Origin of the sequence: Bacillus sp. MHSD_36, assembly GCF_030757775.1 — a bacterium.
Taxonomy (GTDB): Bacteria; Bacillota; Bacilli; order Bacillales; family Bacillaceae_G; genus Bacillus_A.
Map to the genome: position 1 here is coordinate 128,540 of NZ_JAVBIS010000006.1, position 24,186 is coordinate 152,725.

General features: G+C 36.0%; 23 protein-coding genes. 14 read left to right on the top strand and 9 right to left on the bottom strand.

The annotated features are described in order from the left end of the window. Nucleotides 1-75 precede the first annotated feature (75 nt). Together Q9B79_RS22090 and Q9B79_RS22095 are read left to right on the top strand one after the other, a co-directional pair. The gene (locus Q9B79_RS22090) at nucleotides 76-633 is read left to right on the top strand and encodes an RNA polymerase sigma factor (protein WP_306187651.1); all 558 of its coding nucleotides are present in this window, start codon (nucleotides 76-78) and stop codon (nucleotides 631-633) included. After that, nucleotides 599-2,026, top strand: a complete 1,428-nt coding sequence (locus Q9B79_RS22095) for a DUF4367 domain-containing protein (RefSeq protein ID WP_306187653.1) — start codon at nucleotides 599-601, stop codon at nucleotides 2,024-2,026. The genes Q9B79_RS22090 and Q9B79_RS22095 overlap by 35 nt, the downstream gene beginning before the upstream one ends. A 50-nt stretch (nucleotides 2,027-2,076) precedes the next feature. Here the strand turns inward: Q9B79_RS22095 and Q9B79_RS22100 are convergent, their stop codons facing one another. Continuing rightward, nucleotides 2,077-3,027, bottom strand: a complete 951-nt coding sequence (locus tag Q9B79_RS22100; protein ID WP_483861663.1) for a helix-turn-helix transcriptional regulator — start codon at nucleotides 3,025-3,027, stop codon at nucleotides 2,077-2,079. Between the two features lie 97 nt (nucleotides 3,028-3,124). Between Q9B79_RS22100 and Q9B79_RS22105 the strand changes: the two genes are divergently transcribed. Further along, nucleotides 3,125-3,646, top strand: a complete 522-nt coding sequence (locus tag Q9B79_RS22105; RefSeq protein ID WP_098668515.1) for a dihydrofolate reductase family protein — start codon at nucleotides 3,125-3,127, stop codon at nucleotides 3,644-3,646. 13 nt (nucleotides 3,647-3,659) lie between these two features. Here the strand turns inward: Q9B79_RS22105 and Q9B79_RS22110 are convergent, their stop codons facing one another. Then, a complete protein-coding gene (locus Q9B79_RS22110) occupies nucleotides 3,660-5,051 on the bottom strand; it encodes a sensor histidine kinase (protein ID WP_306187656.1) in 1,392 nt (463 codons plus the stop codon). 11 nt (nucleotides 5,052-5,062) lie between these two features. Beyond that, the gene (locus Q9B79_RS22115) at nucleotides 5,063-5,740 is read right to left on the bottom strand and encodes a response regulator transcription factor (protein ID WP_306187659.1); all 678 of its coding nucleotides are present in this window, start codon (nucleotides 5,738-5,740) and stop codon (nucleotides 5,063-5,065) included. Between the two features lie 174 nt (nucleotides 5,741-5,914). On the opposite strand from Q9B79_RS22115, the gene Q9B79_RS22120 reads away from it, so the two are divergent. From Q9B79_RS22120 to Q9B79_RS22135, 4 genes are all read left to right on the top strand, one after another. After that, nucleotides 5,915-7,162: a cell wall-binding repeat-containing protein gene (locus Q9B79_RS22120; RefSeq protein WP_306187661.1), complete on the top strand. Its 1,248-nt coding sequence runs from the start codon at nucleotides 5,915-5,917 to the stop codon at nucleotides 7,160-7,162. A gap of 155 nt (nucleotides 7,163-7,317) precedes the next feature. Further along, nucleotides 7,318-8,769, top strand: a complete 1,452-nt coding sequence (locus Q9B79_RS22125; protein ID WP_306187663.1) for a SulP family inorganic anion transporter — start codon at nucleotides 7,318-7,320, stop codon at nucleotides 8,767-8,769. Between the two features lie 65 nt (nucleotides 8,770-8,834). Next, nucleotides 8,835-9,257, top strand: coding sequence for a universal stress protein (locus Q9B79_RS22130; protein ID WP_000277995.1), 423 nt, complete (start codon nucleotides 8,835-8,837; stop codon nucleotides 9,255-9,257). Nucleotides 9,258-9,468: 211 nt separating this feature from the next. Then, nucleotides 9,469-9,594 carry a DUF4027 family protein gene (locus tag Q9B79_RS22135; protein ID WP_000738295.1) on the top strand — a complete coding sequence of 42 codons (126 nt, stop codon included), beginning with the start codon at nucleotides 9,469-9,471 and terminating at the stop codon, nucleotides 9,592-9,594. A 103-nt stretch (nucleotides 9,595-9,697) separates the two neighbouring features. On the opposite strand, the gene opp4A is transcribed toward Q9B79_RS22135, so the two are convergent. The 6 genes from opp4A to glpT all read right to left on the bottom strand — a co-directional run bounded on the left by opp4A (nucleotide 9,698) and on the right by glpT (nucleotide 16,967). Then, complete coding sequence (opp4A, locus tag Q9B79_RS22140) at nucleotides 9,698-11,479, bottom strand: oligopeptide ABC transporter substrate-binding protein (protein WP_306187666.1); 1,782 nt, start codon at nucleotides 11,477-11,479, stop codon at nucleotides 9,698-9,700. Nucleotides 11,480-11,493: 14 nt separating this feature from the next. Next, entirely contained in the window at nucleotides 11,494-12,399 is a 906-nt protein-coding gene (locus tag Q9B79_RS22145) for an ABC transporter permease (RefSeq protein ID WP_306187668.1), read from the bottom strand. 18 nt (nucleotides 12,400-12,417) lie between these two features. Beyond that, a complete protein-coding gene (opp4B, locus tag Q9B79_RS22150) occupies nucleotides 12,418-13,386 on the bottom strand; it encodes an oligopeptide ABC transporter permease (RefSeq protein WP_000265441.1) in 969 nt (322 codons plus the stop codon). 14 nt (nucleotides 13,387-13,400) lie between these two features. Beyond that, nucleotides 13,401-14,327 (bottom strand): ABC transporter ATP-binding protein, encoded by a 927-nt coding sequence (locus Q9B79_RS22155; protein ID WP_001196379.1) that lies wholly within the window; start codon nucleotides 14,325-14,327, stop codon nucleotides 13,401-13,403. After that, nucleotides 14,314-15,333, bottom strand: coding sequence for an ABC transporter ATP-binding protein (locus tag Q9B79_RS22160; RefSeq protein WP_098761544.1), 1,020 nt, complete (start codon nucleotides 15,331-15,333; stop codon nucleotides 14,314-14,316). Before Q9B79_RS22160 ends, Q9B79_RS22155 begins: the two co-directional genes overlap by 14 nt. A gap of 284 nt (nucleotides 15,334-15,617) precedes the next feature. Beyond that, on the bottom strand, nucleotides 15,618-16,967 hold the full coding sequence (glpT, locus tag Q9B79_RS22165) for a glycerol-3-phosphate transporter (protein WP_306187672.1): 1,350 nt from the start codon (nucleotides 16,965-16,967) through the stop codon (nucleotides 15,618-15,620). Between the two features lie 272 nt (nucleotides 16,968-17,239). Between glpT and Q9B79_RS22170 the strand changes: the two genes are divergently transcribed. From Q9B79_RS22170 to Q9B79_RS22200, 7 genes are all read left to right on the top strand, one after another. Continuing rightward, on the top strand, nucleotides 17,240-17,698 hold the full coding sequence (locus Q9B79_RS22170; RefSeq protein WP_166705263.1) for a MarR family winged helix-turn-helix transcriptional regulator: 459 nt from the start codon (nucleotides 17,240-17,242) through the stop codon (nucleotides 17,696-17,698). Between the two features lie 19 nt (nucleotides 17,699-17,717). Further along, a complete protein-coding gene (locus Q9B79_RS22175; protein WP_306187675.1) occupies nucleotides 17,718-19,331 on the top strand; it encodes an MDR family MFS transporter in 1,614 nt (537 codons plus the stop codon). 138 nt (nucleotides 19,332-19,469) lie between these two features. After that, a complete protein-coding gene (gene rbsR, locus Q9B79_RS22180) occupies nucleotides 19,470-20,441 on the top strand; it encodes a ribose operon transcriptional repressor RbsR (protein ID WP_306187677.1) in 972 nt (323 codons plus the stop codon). A gap of 13 nt (nucleotides 20,442-20,454) precedes the next feature. Further along, nucleotides 20,455-21,351 carry a ribokinase gene (rbsK, locus tag Q9B79_RS22185; RefSeq protein WP_306187679.1) on the top strand — a complete coding sequence of 299 codons (897 nt, stop codon included), beginning with the start codon at nucleotides 20,455-20,457 and terminating at the stop codon, nucleotides 21,349-21,351. Next, complete coding sequence (rbsD, locus tag Q9B79_RS22190) at nucleotides 21,348-21,743, top strand: D-ribose pyranase (protein WP_073517268.1); 396 nt, start codon at nucleotides 21,348-21,350, stop codon at nucleotides 21,741-21,743. The genes rbsK and rbsD overlap by 4 nt, the downstream gene beginning before the upstream one ends. Nucleotides 21,744-21,761: 18 nt before the next feature. Beyond that, entirely contained in the window at nucleotides 21,762-23,246 is a 1,485-nt protein-coding gene (gene rbsA / locus Q9B79_RS22195; protein WP_306187682.1) for a ribose ABC transporter ATP-binding protein RbsA, read from the top strand. A gap of 2 nt (nucleotides 23,247-23,248) precedes the next feature. Beyond that, the gene (locus Q9B79_RS22200; RefSeq protein WP_001074633.1) at nucleotides 23,249-24,184 is read left to right on the top strand and encodes an ABC transporter permease subunit; all 936 of its coding nucleotides are present in this window, start codon (nucleotides 23,249-23,251) and stop codon (nucleotides 24,182-24,184) included. Nucleotides 24,185-24,186 lie beyond the last annotated feature (2 nt).

Below are 24,186 nucleotides of genomic sequence, written 5' to 3' on the forward strand. Positions count from 1 at the left end.
TTTAACTATAAAAAGATGCTGTAGTGTCACAAAGTATATTGCTCATTCGTTATATAGAGTGAGAGGAGGAATTATATGAAAGTTACAAACAACGATTATGAAAAGATGGAAGAGCTATACGAGTTGTACGAACAAAAAATTTATTATGTAGCTTATTCTATTTTAAATAATATTCAGCAAGCAGAAGATGCAGTTCAAGAGACGTTTATTACTCTTTATAAGAATTTGGAAAAGCTCCATAACTTGAGCACTGAAGAGCTTAAACGTTACATTTTGAGGGTCGCGAAAAACAAGGCAATTGATAGTTACCGGAAAAATAAACGACATGAAACATTTTTAGAAGAATATGAAAGAGAATCAATAGAAGCAGTAGATGAAAATATTGAAGAGTGGGAAAAACGTAAAATGTCTGAGCTTCAAATTGATGCATTGCTAAAAGAGTTAAACGAATCTAACAGACAGGTGTTTAAATACAAAGTCTTTTATAACTTAACGTATCAAGAAATTTCAAGTGTTATGGGGATAACGGAGGTCAATGTCCGCAAGCAGTTTGAACGCACTCGAAAACGAGTCCAAAATATGATAGGAGGTATACAACATGACGAATTCAAAGAACTCCAAAGAAATATATGAACTTGCTGAAAAAATTGCTTTAGATGATTTTGATAAACTTGAAGAACAACATGAATTTTCACATACATATACGCGCAAAAAGAAATTGTTTATGGAAGAAATGAAGCTGAAAGATGGACAACCGCAGAAAAAGCGGAAAAAACATCGTATGTTAATCGCTGCTGCTTGCTTATTGATCGGTATGCCGACAACCGTTTTTGGAGCAGTGAAAGTCTATAATATGATTGTTCAAAAACAAAATTATGAAGTAAATGTTTTGGTAACAAATAAGGACTCGAAAAAGGCTGACAAGTGGTATAAATTGAAAATCGATAAATTACCAGAAAATATGGAGGCAATTGATGACGCTGCTATGAAATATTCCTTTAAGGATAACTATGCAAAGGGGGGATTTTCATTCGCTCTTCGGAGAGTAGGGGAGAATACAGATTTTCAAACTCTGTACTCGAAAAGTTACGAAGAAAAAGAGATAAATGGTAGGAAAGTAGTAATTGTCCATAAAGAAACAGGAAACAACAATGTAATGTTTGACAGAAAGGTCTTTCTCTTTTTTGAGAAAGAAGGGATTATGTTAGAAAGTTATATTGGATCCGATGTAAACGAAGAACAAATGATGGATGTGTTAGGGAGCATTTCACTTGAACCTACGTCAAAAGAAAAGGCATCACATATAGTAGATTATGATGAAAATCGTTTTAGTAAAGCAGATGAACCGAAAAAAACTAAGGTTATTCCTTTGAAGAAAGATAGTAAACGACTATTTCATATAGGGCAAAAGGTTCCAGTAACTATAATCATGGATAATAGCCAAATTGAATATGTAATAGAAAAAGTTGAAGTTTTCGATTCAATCAAAGATTTTAAACAAGAAAACTTTTATGAACTTGGCTTAGAAATACTAAGCAGGAATCAGGCTTTGGATCAAGAGGGACAATTGCTACCATACAGACGGGATGAATATAAACTCGGAAATGGTAAAGATTCAATTGATCAATTAGTAGAATCAAAATTAGTTAATCCTAAATTTGTTTACTTAACAACAACAGTGAAAAATATTGGTAAAAAGTCGACAAAAGAAATCTATATGCATCCATCCATAAAGTTGCTTAAATCTGAAGGTAATGCATGGAACTACGCTGAAAGAGATGGAATTGCGGAAAAAAATATTATGACAGGCGAAGTTGATTATTTAGAACCTCACGGAGATGGAAAAAGCTTTTATAATATTGGCAGTATCCGACCAGGACAAACGGTAAATGTTAAATTAGGTTATTTTGTAGATGAGGATAAATTAGGTTCACTTTTCCTTGAAGCTTTCCGTTACAGTGGTTCTAGTGGAACTGAGAATATGAATGAGAAAAATCGTTGGTGGTTCGATATTCGTCAATCGTAAACATAATAGGAATAATTAGACTAAAAAGCTGCTTATATATAGCAGCTTTTTCAGTCTCTATACATATGTAAAACTTCTTTCGCACGCATACGTAAACCATCTATCAATTCTTTCGGTTCTAAAACTCGTGCATCTTTCCCAAGTCTATAAAATAAAGGGGTAATAAAGTTAATTTCACCTTTATCAATTGTTGAATGTATATATCCTGAACCGTCTTCGTTTACTACTACGAATTCTTCAAGGTAAGGAACGCTTTTACATTGGCGTACACCTTCTGTTGTTAGTAAAACATGTAACTGAGTAGGACTATGTATTACGTTAGAGTTAGAGGCAAACCACTCTTCTAAATTCATGAATGTATCTCCATTTTCTTCGGTTGATAATATAGAAAGAATACGATCGACGCGATACAGTAATGTTTTTTCTACATTAAAATCATAAGCAGGTAAATACCATAAACCATCATGCGCATATACACCGATAGGATGAACGTGTTTTGTTTTGATCCCTGATTTAGATTCGTATTGCAAGTGTAAATTTTTATTTTCAATAGCCGCAGTTAATACTTCGTTTAAAAGAGGTGTATCAATTGTTCTCTTCGGATTCCAAAAAGCGATATAAGAACGTATTTTATCAACTTTCGTTTTCGCATCATGCTGTAGAGAGCTATATAGTTTATGTGTAACGGAATTGATTTCTGTGTTAAAAGGTAAGTCTCGATAGTAACTCAAAGATTGAAAAGCAAAAAAGATGGAGACTGCTTCTTCTTCCGTAAATAAAATAGGGGGAATGATTCTATTTGTTAATACTTTATATCCTCCATTACGACCTTGTTCAGCATAAATAGGTAATCCCATATCACTTAAATCTACAATGTATCTATGGACAGTGCGCACGGAAATATTAAATTCATCAGCTATTTCTTGAGCTGTAAATGCCTTTTTGGCAGAAGCAAATATAAGAATATCTAATAAGCGTTTAGCTTTTGACAAATGTATCACCTTTTTCTTTTTAACATGACATAAAGTGTCGTGTTTTATTGTTAGTATATTGTTTACATCATAATGTTATCAAGATGAAACACAAGGAGGAAAAGAGATGTCACGTGAAATTGTTTTATTTATAGCCGCTAGTTTGGATGGATATATTGCGAAAGAAAATGATGATTTAGAGTGGTTAATGGAAACAGAAGGAGAGGGAGATAACGGTTATACAGAAATGTATGAAACAATTGATACAATAATCATGGGAAAAAGAACGTACGATTATGTAGTAGAGCATATAGAACCATTCCCGTATTTAGATAAAAAATGTTATGTTTTTTCTAACTCAGAAAAAGGTTCAAACGAACACGTAGAGTTTGTAAATGAAGATGTAGTGGAGTTTACAAAAAGGTTAAAAGCACAAGAAGGATCTAAAATATGGATGGTCGGTGGAGGAAGTCTACTAAGAGAATTCTTTAAGAATAATTTAATTGATGAATATGTTGTTACAATTACACCGCATATATTAGGTTCTGGAGTTCCGTTATTCCAAGATAAGAACCCGGAAATTAATTTAACTTTAACAGATACGAAACGTTTTGGGCAATTTGTAAATTTATATTATAAAGTAAAATGATAAAGAAACACGACTACTGATGGTAGTCGTGTTTCTTTACAGATGGTAATGAAATGATAAAGCAAGATCCGTGATCGACTTCGCTTGTTACAGTAATATTCCCGCCGTGTAGCTCTACAATTTCTTTCACGATAGATAGCCCTAAACCAGTTCCACCTGTAGCTCGTGATCTTGCTTTATCAACTCGATAAAAGCGTTCGAAAATGTGAGGGAGATCTTCAGGCGGAATACCTTCGCCTTCATCTTCAATTGTAATGGAAATATGTTTATGTTCTTCTGTAACGGAAATGTTTATATGAGAATGCTCATTTGAATGTCTATAAGAGTTATTTAAAACGTTCACTATAACTTGTTCAAATCGCTTCTCATCTAAGCCTACTACCAGTGTAGGAGGACAAGAGAAAGTAACTTTAATGTATTTTTCTTTATATATGGCATTTACTTTTTCGGTTATACGAGTCAGGAAGGTGTGTAAATGTACTTCCTTTACTTGAATAGAAAAGTTATGTTGTTCCATTTGTGCAAGTGAAAATAAATCTTGAACTAAGTTTGTAATGTAATCAGACTCATCTTTTATAATAGATAAATATCGCAAACGTTGCTCAGGAGATGTGCTTTCTTTTAAAGCAATGTCAGCGTAACCTCTTACGTACGTTAATGGTGTTCGTAATTCGTGAGCAACACTTGCTAGAAATTCACTTCGCTCTGTTTTCATATAATGTAAATCATTTGCAAGCGTTTGAATAGATGATGCTAGCTCACCAATTTCATCATTTCGAGTAGTCGTTAACGAAACTGATAAATCGCCTTTACTCATTTTTTCAGTGGCATGTTTCATGTGTAACAATGGTTTTGTTAATAAGCGTGATAATAGAAAAATGGTGATTACTGTTAGTAGAAACGTGATAGCACCAACAATAATGAATTGTTTTGTTAGCCCATTCACCATTTTTTCAATGGATTCTGTCCCAAGAAACATGTACACATAGCCTTCATGTTTTCCATCTACTACAATGGGACTAACTGTACATATATAATTAGATGTTTTCCAATGATTCTCTATAATTGCGCCTTCATGATCTGTCCGTGTTTGCATCTTTTCAATATGCTTTTTTATAGTAGTATTTATTTCATTGGATTTAGCTAGTACATCCTTATTTGCATTTGCAATAACAACAGTGGTTTCGGCTTCGGATTCCATTAGTGCAACATGGGAGATTGTTTGCTTATCAAAATACTTTTCAAGGACATCTCTGTGACTATTTCCGCGCTTTAATAAAGCTGTCATTTCTTCATTTACCCTATTGTTGACAAGGCTATAATAAAGCAAGACAAATAGAACACTTTCGATTAAAAGTGTAACAATTAAAAAATAAAATCCGAGCTGAATAGAAATTCGCTTCATCGTTTTGCTCCTTAATCTAAAGTATCAATCCATCGATATCCGACTCCATAAACTGTTTTTAAATGGTTATCAATAGGGAAATTTACTTTTCGTAATTTATCACGCAAATTACGAATATGTGAATCGACTGTTCGATCTTCTGTATTTGTATTTAATCCCCAAATTCGTTCAATGAGCTGATCTCGGCTTAATACGTAGTTCACATGACGTAGAAATAATCCGAGTAAAGAGAATTCGATTGGAGTGAGAAGAAGTTCTTCATTATCAACAGAGACGAAATGCTTTGCCTCATCCCATAAAATGCCGTGATATTGGATTTGCGTACGTTGATTCGTTCGCCTTAAAACAGCTTCAATTCTTGCGAAAAGCTCTTCTTCATGGAAAGGTTTTGTCACGTAATCATCCGCTCCAAGTTTTAACCCTTGGATGACATCTACCGTTTGATCACGAGCAGTTACCATAATGATAGGAACATTACTAAATGATCGAATTCTTTTGCACGTTTCCCACCCATCCATCTTTGGCATCATAATATCAAGTAAAACAAACTTGAAGTTTCGATTTTCTATATGTGAAATAGCTTCTTCCCCGGACACTGCACATACGCAGTTGTATCCGATTGGAGTAAGATAAAGTGTTAATAATTCAAGCATTCTCGGCTCATCATCTACGAGTAGTATATCGACCATAGAGTACCTCCGCATTTGTAGTTATTACTTAAATTGTAAGTCAAAATCATGAAGAAATGGTGCAGATTATCATGCATCTGCATAATTTCTTCAGAATTGCTTGTTATTGTAAAGTTGAAATTCCATTTTAGGTAATGATATTGGCTCGAAAACGATTTATACGGAGGCGGTATAGTGAAAAAGATGACCCGAATCTTTGGGATAACAATAATTACAGCAGTTGGTCTTGCTGCATGTGGACAAACGAACACGGATCATAAAAATCATGAATCGAAAGAAGAGAAAAAAACAGAGCAAAAGGAGATGAAAATGAATCAGGAGGTAACTGCGCCGAAAGAAATGAATGAAGGTGCATCGAATGATTTATTAACGATAAGCTTAAAAAATGTAACGAGATTAAATACAAATGATCCTTTGCAAATGGCAGTATTAACTTCGCAAACGATATGGCCAGCAACGCATAAAGAGAATCAGCCAGGTGCTGTTATTTTAGTACCAATAAACGAGTGGCAATTAGGTATTGCAAGTGCAGACCTGATTCATCATCCAAATAACGGACCGATTCTATTTATAGAAAAAGAAAAGGTACCCGAAATGACGTTAAAAGAAATAAAACGATTAAATCCGCTCGGAACGAAAGATGGAACACAAATTATGGTGATGGGGGATGTCGGTGCATCTACCCTTGAGCAATTAAAAGAGTATAAAGTAAAGCAAATAAAAGAAATGGATCCAGCTACATTTGCTAAAGATGTGGATAAAGAATATGCCGATATAACAGGAAGCTACCCGAATAGTGTTATTATCGGTTCGTCTGAAGAAGCAGGACGTTTATATACAACACCAGCTGTAAATTGGATCTCTCATATGCCAGAACCGCTTTTATATACAGAGAAAGATAAAGTGCCAGAAGCAACGATAGAGGCATTAAAGGTGAGAAAAGAGAAAGTGAATATATATGTATTAGGACCAGAAAAAATCATTTCAAAAGCAGTGGAAAAAGAGTTAAGTAAATACGGGAAAGTAACGCGTATTAGTGGTGAGACCCCAACAGAAAATTCTGTTGCCTTTGCGAAATTTAAAGATGAAAAAACAAAATTTGGATGGGGGCTCACAAAACCAGGCCATGGTGTATCATTTGTTTCAAGCAAAACACCGGACTTAGCAGTTGCAGGAGCACCATTTTCACATATGGGTAAACACGCACCTGTGGTATTGTTAGAAGAAGGTAAAGCTTCACAACCAGTGTATGACTTCCTTGCTACTATTCAGCCGAAATTTAAAGATGACCCAACGCTTGGACCGTATAATCACGGTTTCTTATTAGGAAGTACGAGTGATATTTCATTTGAAACACAAGGTATATTGGATGAGAGGTTAGAGATTGTACAAGAAAGTGGTCAAGGGCACGGTGGACATTAATGAAATGAGAGAAGACGCTATGAAGGTAGCGTCTTTTTTTAGGAAACTTTTACATAGCGCAAAATCCTCTACTCGTTATATAATAGCCTTCGTGCAGTCGGCTTAGATTTTCTTATGGAGAAAATCAAATGAGAAAAGAGTAGAGGAGTGGTATTTTGTTTCAAACGATAAAAAATGACTGGTTCTCCAACGTAAAAGGAGATGTGCTATCAGGAATTGTCGTTGCTTTAGCGTTAATTCCTGAAGCAATCGCTTTCTCAGTTATTGCAGGTGTGGATCCGACCGTTGGATTATACGCAGCCTTTTGTATTGCAGTTACCATTTCATTTGTTGGCGGAAGAACTGGGATGATTTCAGCTGCAACAGGTGCAATGGCATTGTTAATGGTGACGCTCGTTAAAGACCATGGTTTGCAGTACTTATTTGCTACAACAATATTAACAGGTATTGTCCAAATTATTTTTGGTGTGTTCAAACTAAGCTCATTTATGAAGTTTGTTCCGAAATCTGTTATGAGTGGTTTTTTAAATTCACTTGGAATTTTAGTTTTTACAGCGCAATTGCCACATTTTAAAAATGCAACTTGGCAAATGTATGCACTTGTCGCATTAGGACTTGTAATTATATATGTATTTCCACGTATTACGACGGCTGTACCGTCTACACTTATTTCCATTATTATTGTGACAAGTATTGCAATTATGAGCGGATTACAGTTAAAAACAGTAGGGGATATGGGAAGCTTGCCGAAAGAATTACCATTCTTTAGCATGCCTGATGTACCTTTTACACTTGAGACATTAGGAATTATTTTACCGTACGCAGTTATGCTTGCAATTATCGGTTTACTAGAGTCTTTATTAACAGCTTCAGTTTTAGATGATATGACGCATACGGAAAGTAATAAACATAAAGAAGCACGTGGACAAGGTATTGCAAACATTGTTGCTGGTTTCTTCGGAGGAATGGCAGGATGTGCAATGATTGGACAATCTGTTATTAATATTAAATCAGGTGGACGCGGACGTTTATCAACATTTGTAGCGGGCGGATTTTTAATCGTATTACTATTCGTTTTAGGTGAATATGTCGTGCATATTCCGATGGCAGCGTTAGTTGCAGTTATGATTATGGTTTCCATTGGAACATTTGATTGGAACTCTGTAACAACGATTCATAAAGTACCGAAAGGGAATGCATTTGTTATGATCGTAACAGTTGTGGTTGTCTTAATTACACATAATTTAGCATTAGGTGTAATTATCGGAACAGTAATTAGTGCAGTTTTATTTGCATTCAATATGGCAAAGATTCACGTGAAACATTTATATATTGAAAATAAGAAAATATACGAAATTCACGGTCAACTTTTCTTTGCATCTACAGCGGACTTTATAAAACATTTTTCATTTGAGGAAGATGTACAAGAAATTGAGTTGAATTTTACTCACGCACACGTATGGGATGATTCAGCGGTAGCAGCAATTGATAAAGTTATCATGAAGTATGAAAAAAGTGGCGTGAAAGTAAGTATAACGGGATTAAATGAACGAAGCTCGAAGATTATTTCAAATTTAGCTACTTACAATAAAAGAATTGCTAGTTAGAAGCCTCCTTTTTAGGGGGCTTTATTATATAATACGAGTAGGATAACGAAAAGGGGATTCAGCATATGTACAAACAAATTATATTAGCATGTGACGGCTCTGAACATGCGCTTCGAGCAGCGGAACATGCAACATATATTGCGAAATGTAGTGAAGAAACAAATGTTGAAGTTGTGTACGTAGTAGATAATAGAACAGCAAAATCAGATATTATACAAGGCCAAACAGATTTAGAAACAATATCGGCTAGCCGAAAAGATAAATTAAAAGAGATTGAAGGTTTATTAAAGAAAGAGAACATTCCTTATACAATTACGATATTACATGGTGATCCTGGAGATACAATCGTTCAATATGTAAATACAGGGGATATAGACCTTGTTATAGCTGGGAGTAGAGGATTAAATACACTACAAGAGATGGTGCTTGGTAGTGTCAGTCATAAAATAGCAAAACGAGTAAAATGCCCGGTGATGATTATTAAATAAATTGAGTGAGATATTCTGTAGTGTAAGCAAGACCTTGATATAATGCGAGGTCTTTTTTGACGTATAAAGGAGGAGGGGATGGACATACTAGATATATAAGTTTAAAGAGAAATTGTTAACTTACAAATTTGTAAGTTTGTTGTTAGTGAAATCGATGTTATGAAAATTATTCCATTGGTAAAATAAACATATCGAAGGGGAGAGAGGGAGGATGAAAAAGATGAAAGCATTTCAAAATTTATCATATAGCCAAGGTGTCGGTCTTATTTGTTTAGGAGGATTTGCTGCATCTGTTACGTTAGCTGTTGTAATAAAGATGATTCATCAAATCTTTTAATCTTAGAGTAGGAAAGGAATTGGTTGTTATAAATAGTAAGAAAAGGATTATAAATAAAAAATAGCTCTTAGCAGTAAGTAAATGCTAAGAGCTATTTTTATGATTATTTTTCTACTTCTGGCTTCTCACTTGTTACAGTAACGTCTTTCCAATGTGAAGTTATTTGATTCACTTCAGTGTTGACATCATAATTTTTTACGCGCTTATTAACACCTGTTAAATCAAATGTGTAATGAATTGGAATCATCGGTGCCTCGTCATGAATTAATTTTTGCCATTTATCGTATACTTCTTTACGATATTTTTCATCAGTAGCTTTTTCTGATAATCCAGCATCTAATAATTTAGTATTTTCATCATTTACCCAGCGCTGATAGTTAAATCCAGCATTTTTACCCCATAGACCAGAAAGGTCAGGATCAGAACCAGTGTTCCAAGCACCAGAGAAAATATCAACTTTAGGATCATCTTTTTTAATCATATCACGCATAGCATTAAATTCATGTAGTCGTCCATCAACAAGTTCTACTTTTAAGCCGATATCTTTCCAAGATTGAATATAGAATTTAGCCAGTGGTTCACTTGTTTCACTACCGTTACTAGCTAGGAAGTTAATTTTAAATTCATTACCTTTTGGATCCTCGCGGAATCCATCACCATTTTTATCTTTATAGCCAGCTTCATCTAATAGTTTTTTCGCTTTATCTACATCTAAGTTATATGCGCCAACATTGTTATTATGGTACTTTGGCATAGATGGTGGAATTGGAGAGTTAGCTGGAACACGAAGTCCGTGATATACTTTTTCTCCTAATTTTTCTCTATCAATTGCATAAGCCATCGCTTGACGTAAACGAACGTCTTTGAACTTATCGTTATCCATTACAGCTTCATTCTTTGCTTTGTCCATATGTCCGAACTTAAATCCGATATAAGTATAAGCAAGGTCAGTTTTACCAATTAGTTGTGTGTTTTTTAATTTACTTACGTTCGGATATTGATCAGCAGTAATTGCTGCAATATCAATATCACCTTTTTTCAGAGATGCACTAACAATAGATGGGTTTACAACTTTTAATGTTACATTTTTTAGTTTAGGTTTGCCACCCCAATAATCATCGAAGCGCTCATACTCAACTGATTCACCAGGGACGATTTTCTTCACTTTAAATGGTCCGAATCCAATTGGATTTTGACGGATCTTATCAGATTCAGCCAGTTTTTCAATTGGTATATCACCTAAATATTTTTTAGGTGTAGGATATGTCCAAATACCAGTTTTCAGTGAAGGGTTTACTTCTTTATAAGTAATGGAAATTGTTTTTGGATCGACTACTTTAATACCAGAAATTTTGTCAGCTTTTCCAGTGTGATATTCTTCCATACCTTCAATCATTTGCATTTGTGTATCGTAACGAATACCTGTATATTTGCTATTCCCAATAATTAAGTAAGAATATTCTAAATCCTCAGCTGTTAAAGGGTTACCATCGTGCCATTTTACATTATCTTTAATCTTAATTGTAATTGTTTTTTTATCTTCAGAAATTGTATACGTTGCAGCACCATCATTTGTAATTTCCCAGTTTTTATCTGTAGCTAATAATTGTTCATCAAAGAAATCCATAATTTCTGAATCTGGAGCAACTTCATACAATACCCTACTTAAAACACCAGAGAAAGGTGAATTTGAAACGAGTCCATAAGTTAATGATCCGTCTTTAATTTCTTTACCATCATTTTTTACAGCAGCACTAAATTTATTTGTTTCTACTTTTTTCGTATTTGCTTTTTTGCTACCGCTATCAGCACCCCCACATGCAGATAGTAATAATGTTGAAGCAGCAAGTGTACTTAATACTTTGTACAGTTTTGGTTTGTTCATAACTTCTCCACCCCTTATCCTTTTCTTTGTCTCGCATCAGCCGCACGTTTTAACGCTTGACCAATAAAATTTATACACAGCATCAACACTAAAATCATGATTGATGCGGGTAACCAAATCCACCATTTTTCTTGCAATACATCTGGGTTTGTTGCGTAACTTACAAGTGTACCAAGACTCGGTGTACTTTCTGGTAGACCGAAGCCTAAGTAAGTCAAACTAGATTCAATCCCGATGTTACCAGCAAGATTTAATGTAATATTTACGATAATAATAGAGCTTAAATTAGGTAATATTTGCTGGAAGATAATCTTCCAATTTGGTGTTCCTAACGTTTTGGATGCAGATACGTAATCAAGTTCTTTCTCAGTTAATACTTTAGAGCGTATAAGCCTTGCTTTTCCGACCCATAAGAAAGCGGTCATTATGAGAATAAATGTAGTAATATTGAAAGTTGGAACGAGTGAGATAAATACGATAACAATCATTAAGAATGGTAAAATCATCATAAAATCGATAAAACGCATGATGATGTTATCGACAACTCCTCCAAAATAGCCAGCAATTAGTCCCATCGTAAGACCAATAAGGGTTGATAAAAGAGTGATGGCTAACCCAACTGTAAAGGAATTACGTGTACCAATAATTAATTGTCCGAAAATATCACGGCCACCATAATCAGTTCCTAGCCAATGTTCAGCTGAAGGAGAGTCATAAATGGCGAACAAATCAACTCGAACGATATCTTCTTGTTTCATAATAAATGAAGTTGTATAAACGGCTATTAATATTAAAGCTAAAAAGAATAGGGAAAACATTGCTAGTTTATCTTTACGAAATTCTCGCCACATAATGGAGAAACCAGAAGGACTCTTTTCGTAATAAATGACTTCAGTTTGTTTTTCAGGATTTGCTAACATAACGTTTCTTCACCTCCATTAATCAATACGAATACGTGGATCAACGATGCTTAGAATAATATCGGAAAGAAGAGTCCCGAGTAGCGTTGCGAATCCAGTAAATAATACAAGAGCAGTTACGACACTAAAATCACGTTGAGTGATAGATTGGAAAAATAATTGTCCAATTCCTGGGTAGCCGAAAATATTTTCTAGAATAATAGAGCCACCAACTAAACCTGTAATTTCATATCCTAAAAATGCTGCAATTGGTAAAAATGAATTTCGTAAAATATGTCTGGAATATACTTTAGATTCTGGTACACCTTTTGCTTTTACTGTGCGTACAAAATCTTTATGTTTCGTATCAATAATTTCACTTCGTAAATATTGTACAGTTCCTACTGTGCCAATTAATGCCCCAGATAAAGCTGGTAAAATCATATGATTTAATTTACTTAAATAGTAATCAAATGATCCGGCTGCCACTTGTGGATCCACGCTACCACTTGTAGGGAAGATTGGGTATAAAAAGCCGAATAAGAATAACATTACTAATCCAAAAATAAATAGGGGTGTACCAAATCCTAAAAAGTTATAGAGTGTAATGAGTCGATCAGCCCACGTATCATTCCAACGTCCACTTATAACGCCAAGTGGAATGGCGATTAAATAAGTAAGAATAAGAATTAGAAGAGCTAACAGCACTGTATTACCAAGGCGTTCCCCAATAATATCTGTTACTTGTATTTTATGTGCGTAAGAAATACCGAAATCCCCTTGTACGGCATTTGAAATCCACCTTACATATTGTGTGGGAATAGGATCATTTAACCCAAGTTTCTCACGTTGTTCTTCAATTACTTTTGGATCGGCTTTTGGGTTTGCTAGTTCAGCGCCACTTAATGCATCACCTGGCATTGCTTTAGCAAGTGTAAAGACGAGTACGCTTAATATGAATAATTGTGGTATCATAACTAAAATCCGGCGTAATATAAATTTCCACATGTTTTATCACTCCCTTATGGTAATGCCACCCGGTGAGTTGGCGAGATTGGTTTTAAATCGTAAGCACGTCCATTTTCATTGAAATAATTTTCGTATGATTTTTCGTACTCGGCGCTTACTTCACGGCGCAATTTACGCTGTTGTTCGCGGTTTTCTGGACGAATGTCAGGAATAGCTGATATTAGGCGCTTCGTATAGATGTGCTGTGGATTATTATAAATTTCAGCACTAGTTGCTTCTTCCACAATGCGTCCGCGATACATAACACCTATACGGTCACACATATGGCGAATTACACCTAAATCATGACTAATAAATAAGTATGTTAGTCCGAGTTCGGATTGTAAATCTTGTAAGAAGTTTAAAACTTGCGCTTGTACTGACACGTCAAGTGCAGATACAGGTTCATCTGCGATAATAAGCTTCGGTTTTAGTGTAAGTGCGCGTGCAATACCAATCCGCTGTCTTTGTCCACCGGAAAATTCATGTGGGTATTTATAAATAGACTCTGGATTTAGACCAACTTTATCAAGATAATCTTGAACAGCTCTACGCTCTTCATCAGGTGAGAGTTTCTCAAAATTCCGAAGTGGTTCAGCGATAATATCCATAACACGTTTCTTCGGGTTTAAGGATGAATAAGGATCTTGAAAAATCATCTGAATATCTTTTCGTTGTTCTCTTAGTTCTGAGCGACTTAACTTTGTTAAATCTCTATTATTAAAATGAATGCTGCCGCCTGTTGCTTTCGTTAAGTGCATAATCGCTTTTCCAGTTGTTGATTTGCCGCTCCCAGATTCCCCAACGATTCCGTACGTTTCGCCAGGTTGTAGCTCGAAGCTTACGCCATCAACAGCACGAACGTAGTCTAATGTACGACCGAAAACACCACCTTTAATTGGAAAGTGTACTTTTAAATCTTCTACTTTAAGCAGTGCCATGAGTTACGTCATCTCCTTTCTTATCTTGGAAGTTGAAATGCTTGTAGCAAGTACAACGCACCCAGTGGTCTGGTTTTACTTCATGTAAAATTGGATTTTCCTCGTGTTGATCAGGTCTAATCCATGGAATTCGAGCTTGGAAGCGACAACCTGTACGGGGTAGTTTAGCTAACGTCGGTACAACCCCTTGAATTACATGCAATTTTTCTTTTTCAGCATACGCAGATGGAATGGAGTTTAATAGAGAACGAGTATATGGGTGAAGAGGGTTGTTAAAAATCTCTTCCACTTTTCCTGTTTCTACAACTTGTCCAGCGTACATAACGACGATACGATCGGCTGTTTCTGCGACAACACTTAAATCATGAGTAATTAAAATGATGCCCATTTTCGTTTGTTCTTGAATAGATTTTAGTAAATCTAAAATTTGTGCTTGGATGGTTACGTCAAGGGCCGTTGTTGGCTCATCAGCAATAATGAGTGCTGGGTTACAAGCAATTGCAATTGCGATAACAATTCTTTGTCTCATTCCGCCAGATAATTCGTGTGGGTATTGTTTATATGTAAGTTCTGGTTTTGGAATACCAACTTGATGGAGTAGTTCTAAGGTGCGTTCTTTCTTTTCAACTTTTGAAAGGCTTGTGTGGTAGTCTAGGTTTTCTTCGATTTGTTTTCCAACTGTCATGAGAGGATCGAGTGCTGTAAGAGGTTCTTGGAAAATCATACCGATGTTTGATCCACGTACTTTATTCATCTCTGCGGCTGACATAGTCAACAAGTCCTTATCTCTATAGTTAAGCTGCCCTTGTAATTTTGTATTTGCTTCATTATGCAGTCGCATAATAGAAAGGGCAAGTGCACTTTTTCCGCAACCAGATTCACCAACTATCGCGACAATTTCATTTTCATGGACAGTTAATGAAACGTTATCAACTGCTGCATGATATTGATCTTGTATGCGAAAGGAAGTCTGTAAGTTTTCAATGCGAAGAAGTGGATTCTTCATGGCTATCCCTCCATCTTTTCTGAAAAGACTAAATGTTTTGTATGTTGTTGTTATTTTAATATAAATTGACAATGTTTGACAAGATAAAGTTGAGAAAATATTCAAAAATCTTTTTATATAAAAATTGAATGCAGTTGTAGTAGTAGTTGAAGCGTTTTGGAAACGCTAACATATATGTAGGAGAGAAATAAATCTTTTGTAAGAAAAAAGTATTATATGTAGAAAAAAGAGAGGTGTTCTGGAAAGAACAGTCTCTCTTTTTTTGATAAGAATAATATTAGTACTTAAGCTTGTTTTTGTTTTGTAGATCCTGTCTTTAAAGTAAGAGCAAGGAAGAACATTGCAAGTACACAAGATGCAAGTAATAAGATGAATCCGCCATCCCATCCGAATGCATCTACGATAAAGCCCATAGCGGCACTAGCGAAAGCAGCTCCACCTAAATAACCGAAGAAGCCAGTTAATCCCGCTGCAGTTCCAGCAGCTTTCTTTGGCGCTAAGTCAAGGGCATGTAGACCAATTAACATAACAGGTCCGTAAATTAAAAATCCAATCGCGACAAGTGCGATACTATCAACCATTGGATTCCCAGGAGGGTTTAGCCAATAAACAAGAACGGCGATAAATACACCAACCATAAATAAAATACCGGCAGGTGCGCGGCGTCCTTTAAATAGTTTATCACTCATCCAGCCACAAAGAAGTGTACCTGGAATACCAGCCCATTCATATAGAGCGTAAGCTGTACGTGAGCTACTATGAGTAAAGCTTTTTTCTTCTACTAAATAAGTAGGAGCCCAGTCTACAACACCGTAACGTACGAAATATACGAAAACGTTCGCAATAGCGATGTACCATAAAAATTTATTGTTTAATACGTATTTAAATAAAATTTCTTTTACTGAAAGTTCGCGTTCGCGATCTTTTACTTTCTCATCTGGTGGATATTCTCCAGTATGTTCTTCAATAGAAGGTAATCCGCAAGATTGAGGTGTATCTTTCATCGTAATTAACACATAAATACCAACTAAAATTGAAAGAATACCTGGGAAGTAAAAAATACTATGCCAGTCATTTGCAAAGAAATATAAGCCTAATGTTACAAGAGAAGGCATAAGTGCGCCGCCGACATTATGAGCGACGTTCCAAATAGACATTTTTGTACCACGTTCACTAATAGAGAACCAGTGAACCATTGTACGCCCACAAGGAGGCCATCCCATACCTTGTACCCATCCGTTTAAAAACTGAAGTACGAACATAAGTATAATGCTTGTTGTAATGAAAGAAAATGAGCCGAAAATAATATTAATGATACCTGATAAAAATAGCCCAGCTGCTAAAAAGTAGCGAGGATTACAACGATCGGATACGATACCCATAAGAAATTTACTTAATCCGTAAGCGATAGAAACTGCTGAAAGGATAACCCCAAGTTCCCCTTTACTAAATCCTTGTTCGATCAAGTATGGCATTGCAAGTGAAAAGTTTTTTCGAACAAAGTAATAACCCGCATAACCGATGAAGATACCTAAGAATACTTGTAAACGTAATTTACGGTATTCGCTATCAACGCGATCAGCTGGTAAGCGTTCCGCGTGGGGCGCAGGTTTAAAGAATTGTGTAAAAAACATAAAATGAAAATCCTCCCCTGATTAATTCGAAGTGTTGTAAGGCAAAGAGAATATAAAAAGGCCATGAAATATAAAAAAGTTTCCTTTTTTATGATTCATAGCCGTGTACTCCGATTCTCCGTGACTGTCAATATTAACTTCGTCGAAAATTATACAACTTTGTGACAAATTTGTAAACGTTTTTATAAATAAAAAGTGTTGACGTATTTTGTTCGTGGGATTAATATTTAAATACATTAAATATTTTATTGTTTAAATAAGAGGTGGATAACATGCCAAATGATATGACGCATATCGATAAAATTCAAGCTCTTGCGTTTTCGATTGGAAAGAAAATGCAGACTGAGCTATTAGAACAAATGCAAGCAACAGGACTTACACCACCGCAGTTTTATATTTTAAAGATTTTAGATCATTATGGAGCTTCAAGGGCGACAAAATTAGCAAAAAAGATGTATGTAAAGCCTAGTGCAATTACAGTGATGATTGATCGCCTAATTGACCAAGAGCTTGTAGAACGCTATCACGACAAAGATGACCGTCGTGTTGTCGTCATTGAGTTAACAAAAAAGGGGAAATCTAGGGTAGAAGAGGCAATGATTGCTCGTAATGAGCATTTAGCAAAATACTTCTCACATTTAGAATTACAAGAAAGAGAAGATTTATTACGCCTCTTTGAGAAATTAGAAACAATTATTTGCGGGACACAAGAGAAAAAAGAGAATAACTAAGAGGAATTGAGGAGATTACATGGAGCAACAACAAAACATAAATAGAAAGTTGCTGTTAATCGGTTTAATAATCGCGATGCTATTTGCTGCATTAGATGGAACAATCGTTGGTACAGCAATGCCGCGTATCGTCGGTGAACTAGGCGGATTAAGCTTAATGACGTGGTTAACAACAGCTTATATGTTAACATCAACAACAGTCGTACCAATTGCAGGTAAATTAGCGGATTTACTTGGTCGTCGTAACGTATATATAACAGGGCTAGTTATCTTTATGGCTGGCTCGGCATTATGTGGTATGGCAAATGGTATGACAGAATTAATTATTTTCCGTGGTATTCAAGGTCTTGGTGGCGGTATTATGATGCCAATGGCTATGATTATTATCGGAGATATGTTCACGGGAAAAGAACGTGCAAAATGGCAAGGTATTTTTGGTGCGTTATACGGCCTTGCTTCTGTAATTGGACCGCAAGTTGGTGGTTGGATTGTAGATGCAGTGAACTGGAGATGGGTATTCTATATTAACTTGCCAGTTGGTATTTTAGCAACAATCTTTATTGCAATGGGATTAAAATCACATAAACAAACAGGACCAATTAAAATTGATATTGCTGGAATTTTCACGATGATTCTTGGTGTTGTAAGTTTATTACTTGCCTTAACATTTGGCGGAAAAGATTATCCATGGGATTCATGGCAAATTATCGGGTTATTTGCATTAGCTTTAATTGGTATCGTTAGCTTTGTTATCGTTGAAACGAGAGCAGAAGAACCGATTTTACCTATGCACTTCTTTAAAAATCGTACATTTACATTATTAAATGCGATTGGATTCTTTATGAGTATTGGAATGTTCGGTGCGATTATGTTCGTACCATTCTTTATGCAAGGAATTGTAGGAGTAAGTGCTGCTGAATCAGGAACAATTATGACGCCGATGATGATTACAATGATTGTGATGAGTATTATCGGTGGGCAACTTGTATTAAAAGTTGGTGTAAAGCCACAAATTATTACAGGAATGCTTATAATGGCTGGAGGATTCTGGTTATTAACAACGATGGATATGCATACAACTAAATTAACTGCAACGTCTTATATGATGGTTATCGGTTTAGGCATGGGTCTTGTAATGCCAACATTAACATTAGCGTTACAAGAAAGCTTCCCGAAAAAAGACCTTGGTGTCGTAACATCATCAAGTCAGTTCTTCCGTCAAATTGGTGGAACATTTGGTATTACAATTTTAGGATCCATTATGAATAACACTTCAGGTACAACATTAACAAAGAATTTAGTACCTGTATTAGATACGTTCCCGAAAGAAGCAGGACAAATGGTAACGAAATTTAAAGATATGATTCATACAGATCCACAAGGTTTATATTCGATGCTATTTAGTCCAGAGGCATTAAAACAAATGCCAGAAGCGTTTGCTAACAGCATTGTACCAATTTTGAAAAACTCTTTAGTAGACTCACTTCATACTGTATTCTTAACAGGATTAGTATTTATCGTAGTAGGCGCTATCTTTACGATTTTCTTACAGAAGATTAAACTGTCAGATCGTAAAAAAGACGCTGAAGAGCCAGCTACAGAGGAAAAAGAACAAACTGTATCCTATTCGTAATGAAAAAGCATCGCCTTATGGCGGTGCTTTTTTTGAGTATAACCTTAAAAGCTTTTTCGTGAGAAATGATTGACGTATTTCTAGAAATACGTTATATTATTTTCTGTAAACGGTTACATGAAATGGAGAGGGAAAAGAATGAGTACGATTAAAGACGTTGCGAAATTAGCGGGAGTATCTGTTGCGACCGTTTCCAGAGTATTAAATAAAAATGGATATGTTCATGAAGATACATTAAAGAAAGTAGAACGAGCGATTGAGATGCTAGATTATAAACCTAGTACAGTAGCACGTTCACTATATAATAAGAAATCTCGTTTAATTGGCTTAGTTGTTCCAAATATCGTGAATCCATTCTTTCCAGAAGTTGCACGTGCCGTAGAAGATGTAGCTCATAAGCAAGGATATACAGTTGTACTTTGTAACTCTGATGAAAATTTAGAGAAAGAAAAGCAATATATTGATGTACTTAGACAAAATAATGTAGACGGATTTATTGTAGCAACAAATCCACAAAATAGCGTTAATTACATGAATTTGTCAGTACCAGTCGTTGCAATTGACCGTATGTTTAATGAGCGTATACCTGCTGTATATGCAGATAACTATGCGGGGAGTCAGGCAGCGACAAAGTTATTAATAGACAAAGGCTGTAAACATATTGCGCATATCCGTGGACCGCGTGACGTAAGCACAGCTAATGAACGTTTTGAAGGCTTTGTAGACGTTATTACGCAAAATAATCTTTCTTATATGATTGCAGAGAGTACATTTGATCCAGTTAATAGTGAGCTTGTAGCTGTGGAATTATTAGAAGAGTACCCACATATAGATGGAATTGTTGCCGGGAATGATTTGATTGCAATAGGTATTGTAAAGGCTGCACTTCAAAAGGGGATTTCTATTCCGGATGATTTACAAATTATCGGATTCGATGGAATTTCTTTAACAGAGATGATGTATCCATCTATTACAACTGTTGCACAGCCAATTTATGAGATGGGGAAAGTTGCAACAGAACTGCTGTTAGAGCAGATGGAAGGAAACATATTAGAAGAGAAACACTATCGTTTACCGATTGAAATTATAGAACGAAATACAACGAAGTAAGGAGATGAAACAGATGCCAAATATTGCAGTAGTAGGTAGTATTTCAATGGACTTAGTGGCCGTTTCAAAAAAACGTCCGAAAGCAGGAGAAACAGTAATTGGTGAAGCATTTCATACAATTCCAGGAGGAAAAGGAGCTAACCAAGCGGTTGCTGCAGCGAGATTAGGTGCAAATGTAGCAATGGTTGGAGCGGTAGGAAACGATAATTATGGAACTGTAGTGAGAAAAAATTTAGAGAACGAACGCGTTTTTATTGACTATGTGGTACCGGTTACAGATGCGGCGACAGGAATTGCCCATATCGTTTTAGCAGAAGAGGATAATAGTATTGTTGTCGTGCAAGGAGCGAATGCTCTTGTAAATGAGCCGGTTGTGGATCAATCAAAAGATCTTCTTATAAAAGCAGATATGGTTGTTCTTCAACTAGAGATTCCACTTGAAACAGTAAAATATGTATTGGCTATTTGTGAGGAGCATAATATTCCAGTTATGTTAAATCCAGCGCCAGCACAAGTGTTATCAGAAGATATTTTAGAAAAGGCAACTTATATTACACCAAATGAACATGAGTGCCGCATCGTATTAGATGATTTCACATCACCAATTGAAGAGCTACTGGCTAAATATCCAAACAAACTATTGATGACAGAAGGTTCTAACGGTGTACGTTTCCATAATGGTACGGACATTGTACACGTTCCTAGCATTGCTGTTGATGTAGTAGATACGACTGGAGCTGGTGATACATTTAATGGTGCATTAGCAGTTGCGCTTTCTGAAGGAGAAGCACTTCAAAAAGCAATTCGTTTTGCAAATATTGCTGGTGGTCTTTCTGTAACGAAGCTTGGGGCGCAAGGCGGTATGCCAACGAGAGATAAAGTGCGTGAAGTGCAGGTGATTGTTGGATGAAAAAGCACGGTGTATTAAACAGTGAGATTGCATCAGTCCTTGCTTCACTTGGGCATACAGATACGATTGTAATCGCTGATTGTGGGTTACCGATTCCTGACGGAGTAAAACGAATTGATTTAGCTGTTGAGATTGGAAAACCTAGCTTTTTAGATGTATTGCAAGTGGTAGCTGATGATATGGCAATTGAAAAAGTGACGTTAGCAGAAGAAATCATTAACAATAATGCGGAAGTAAATAAAGAGATTGAGCTGAAATTAATAGAGCCAGCGTTTGAATATGTATCTCATGAACAATTTAAAGAGCATACGAAGAAAGCGAAGGCGATTATTCGTACAGGAGAGGCTACTCCTTATGCCAATGTAATTTTACATGCAGGCGTAATTTTTTAATAAAGGGAAGTGATGGGAATGCGTATTGAAATGAAAAATATTTCAAAGGCGTTCAATGGCAATCCTGTTTTGAAGAATGCACAGTTTATGATTGAAACAGGAGAAGTTCATGCATTGATGGGGGAAAATGGAGCGGGTAAATCAACGCTCATGAAAATTTTAACAGGTGTATATAAAAGAGATGGTGGAACAATCACGATTGATGGACAAGAACGAACTTTTAAAAATGCGAAAGAAGCTGAAGAGTACGGTATTGCATTTATACATCAAGAATTGAACATATTATCGAATTTAACAGTGGCTGAAAATATGTTTCTCGGTAAAGAGTTAATGTATGGGAAGACGGGTATTTTGCGTACGCGTCAAATGAACGCGATGGCGCAGCAGCAATTAGCGGAACTAGGTTTACATGTAAAAGGCGCTATGCTGGCAGGAGAGTTATCGGTTGGACAACAGCAAATTATCGAAATTGCGAAAGCGTTAATGACAAACGCGAGCGTTATTATTATGGATGAACCTACAGCTGCATTAACAGATCGTGAAATTGAAACGTTGTTTACTGTTATTAATAAATTACGTAAAGAAGGCGTTTCGTTCGTTTATATCTCACATCGAATGGAAGAGATTTTTTCAATATGTGATACCATTACGATTTTACGTGATGGGGAATATGTTGGAAAGAGATCCATTCCGGAAACATCATTTGATGAAGTAGTGAGTATGATGGTGGGGCGCAGCATTGGTGAACGTTACCCAGAACGAAATAGTCAAATTGGCGATGTTATTTTTGAGATGCGTAATGGAACGAAAAAAGGGAAGTTTGAAAATGTATCGTTTCAGGTGAGAAAAGGTGAAATTCTTGGTGTTGCTGGCTTGATGGGAGCTGGACGTACAGATATTATGAAAGCGATATTTGGATACGAGCCTTTAGATTCTGGCCAAATTTTCATAAATGGACAAGAAGTAAAGATTGATAGTCCGATAGATGCGATTAGACAAAGAATAGCTTTTATTACAGAGGATAGAAAATCTGAAGGATTAGTTTTAGATTTCTCAATTCGAGAAAATTTAGCTTTACCGAATTTAGAAAGTCTATCAAAGGGAAGTATCGTTAGTAACGAACTAGAACAACAGTTTACAGCGGATATGATGAAGCTACTTAATGTGAAAGCATCTAGTGGAGAGCAAGCAGTGAAATCTCTTTCTGGTGGGAATCAGCAAAAGGTTGTTATTGCAAAATGGTTAGGTATCCACCCGCAGTTACTCATTTTAGATGAGCCAACAAGGGGTGTAGATGTTGGAGCGAAGAAAGAAATTTACTCTATTATGAATAAGCTTACCGAGCAAGGAGATGCCGTTATTATGGTATCATCTGAGCTTCCAGAAGTTTTAGGAATGAGTGATCGCGTTCTTGTCATTCATGAAGGAAAAGTCGGCGGCATTTTAGAGAAAGATGCGGCATCACAAGAGTCTATTATGGCACTAGCTACAGGGGGAGAATAAGGATGGCTAAGAAGGGGAATGTATTACAACAACTCGGTTCTTTAATCGGTTTAGCACTAATTATCGTCGTAATTACAGCTTTAAATCCAGCATTTATTGAAATTCCAAATTTATTTAATATACTGCGCCAAGTATCGATTAATGCGCTTATTGCATTCGGAATGACCTTTGTAATTTTAACAGGGGGTATTGACTTATCGGTAGGTTCTATTTTAGCATTATCAAGTGCACTTGTTGCTGGAATGATGGCAAGTGGCATGGACCCGTTCCTTGCGATGGCAGTTGGATTATTAGCTGGTCTTGTAATGGGAATTGTAAACGGTATCATCATAGCGAAGGGAAAAGTAGCTCCATTTATTGCGACGTTAGCAACAATGACTATTTTTCGTGGGTTGACGCTTGTTTATATGGACGGACGTCCGATCACTGGTCTTGGTGATCATTTAATGTTCCAAATGTTTGGCCGCGGTTATTTTCTCGGTATTCCGGTACCAGCTGTTACAATGATGATCGCTTTCGCAGTACTGTACTTTATTTTGAAGAAAACGACATTTGGCCGCCGTACATTTGCAATTGGTGGAAATGAAGAAGCAGCAGCACTATCAGGTATTAATGTTACGAGAATTAAAGTAATGATTTACGGTCTTTCCGGAATTTTGGCAGCGCTTGCAGGTATTGTCTTAACATCACGACTAGATTCTGCACAGCCAACTGCAGGTACTTCTTACGAATTAGATGCAATTGCAGCAGTTGTATTAGGTGGAACAAGTCTTTCTGGGGGAAGAGGTTGGATCGTTGGTACATTCATCGGTGTACTTATTATCGGTGTACTAAATAACGGTTTAAATTTATTAGGTGTATCTTCTTTCTTCCAACAAGTTGTAAAAGGACTTGTAATCTTACTAGCTGTATTAATTGATCGTCGAAAAGAAGCATAATG

Excerpts from the sequence above, each read along its gene's own strand:
- Q9B79_RS22155 (WP_001196379.1), bottom strand. The coding sequence starts at position 14,327 with ATGGCACTGCTTAAAGTAGAAGATTTAAAAGTACACTTTCCAATTAAA.
- rbsR (WP_306187677.1), top strand. The coding sequence starts at position 19,470 with ATGAGTACGATTAAAGACGTTGCGAAATTAGCGGGAGTATCTGTTGCG.
- Q9B79_RS22105 (WP_098668515.1), top strand. The coding sequence starts at position 3,125 with ATGTCACGTGAAATTGTTTTATTTATAGCCGCTAGTTTGGATGGATAT.
- Q9B79_RS22115 (WP_306187659.1), bottom strand. The coding sequence starts at position 5,740 with ATGGTCGATATACTACTCGTAGATGATGAGCCGAGAATGCTTGAATTA.
- Q9B79_RS22160 (WP_098761544.1), bottom strand. The coding sequence starts at position 15,333 with ATGAAGAATCCACTTCTTCGCATTGAAAACTTACAGACTTCCTTTCGC.
- Q9B79_RS22200 (WP_001074633.1), top strand. The coding sequence starts at position 23,249 with ATGGCTAAGAAGGGGAATGTATTACAACAACTCGGTTCTTTAATCGGT.
- Q9B79_RS22135 (WP_000738295.1), top strand. The coding sequence starts at position 9,469 with ATGAAAAAGATGAAAGCATTTCAAAATTTATCATATAGCCAAGGTGTC.
- opp4B (WP_000265441.1), bottom strand. The coding sequence starts at position 13,386 with ATGTGGAAATTTATATTACGCCGGATTTTAGTTATGATACCACAATTA.
- rbsA (WP_306187682.1), top strand. The coding sequence starts at position 21,762 with ATGCGTATTGAAATGAAAAATATTTCAAAGGCGTTCAATGGCAATCCT.
- rbsD (WP_073517268.1), top strand. The coding sequence starts at position 21,348 with ATGAAAAAGCACGGTGTATTAAACAGTGAGATTGCATCAGTCCTTGCT.
- Q9B79_RS22170 (WP_166705263.1), top strand. The coding sequence starts at position 17,240 with ATGCCAAATGATATGACGCATATCGATAAAATTCAAGCTCTTGCGTTT.
- glpT (WP_306187672.1), bottom strand. The coding sequence starts at position 16,967 with ATGTTTTTTACACAATTCTTTAAACCTGCGCCCCACGCGGAACGCTTA.
- Q9B79_RS22090 (WP_306187651.1), top strand. The coding sequence starts at position 76 with ATGAAAGTTACAAACAACGATTATGAAAAGATGGAAGAGCTATACGAG.
- Q9B79_RS22145 (WP_306187668.1), bottom strand. The coding sequence starts at position 12,399 with ATGTTAGCAAATCCTGAAAAACAAACTGAAGTCATTTATTACGAAAAG.
- Q9B79_RS22175 (WP_306187675.1), top strand. The coding sequence starts at position 17,718 with ATGGAGCAACAACAAAACATAAATAGAAAGTTGCTGTTAATCGGTTTA.
- Q9B79_RS22130 (WP_000277995.1), top strand. The coding sequence starts at position 8,835 with ATGTACAAACAAATTATATTAGCATGTGACGGCTCTGAACATGCGCTT.
- Q9B79_RS22110 (WP_306187656.1), bottom strand. The coding sequence starts at position 5,051 with ATGAAGCGAATTTCTATTCAGCTCGGATTTTATTTTTTAATTGTTACA.
- opp4A (WP_306187666.1), bottom strand. The coding sequence starts at position 11,479 with ATGAACAAACCAAAACTGTACAAAGTATTAAGTACACTTGCTGCTTCA.
- rbsK (WP_306187679.1), top strand. The coding sequence starts at position 20,455 with ATGCCAAATATTGCAGTAGTAGGTAGTATTTCAATGGACTTAGTGGCC.
- Q9B79_RS22095 (WP_306187653.1), top strand. The coding sequence starts at position 599 with ATGACGAATTCAAAGAACTCCAAAGAAATATATGAACTTGCTGAAAAA.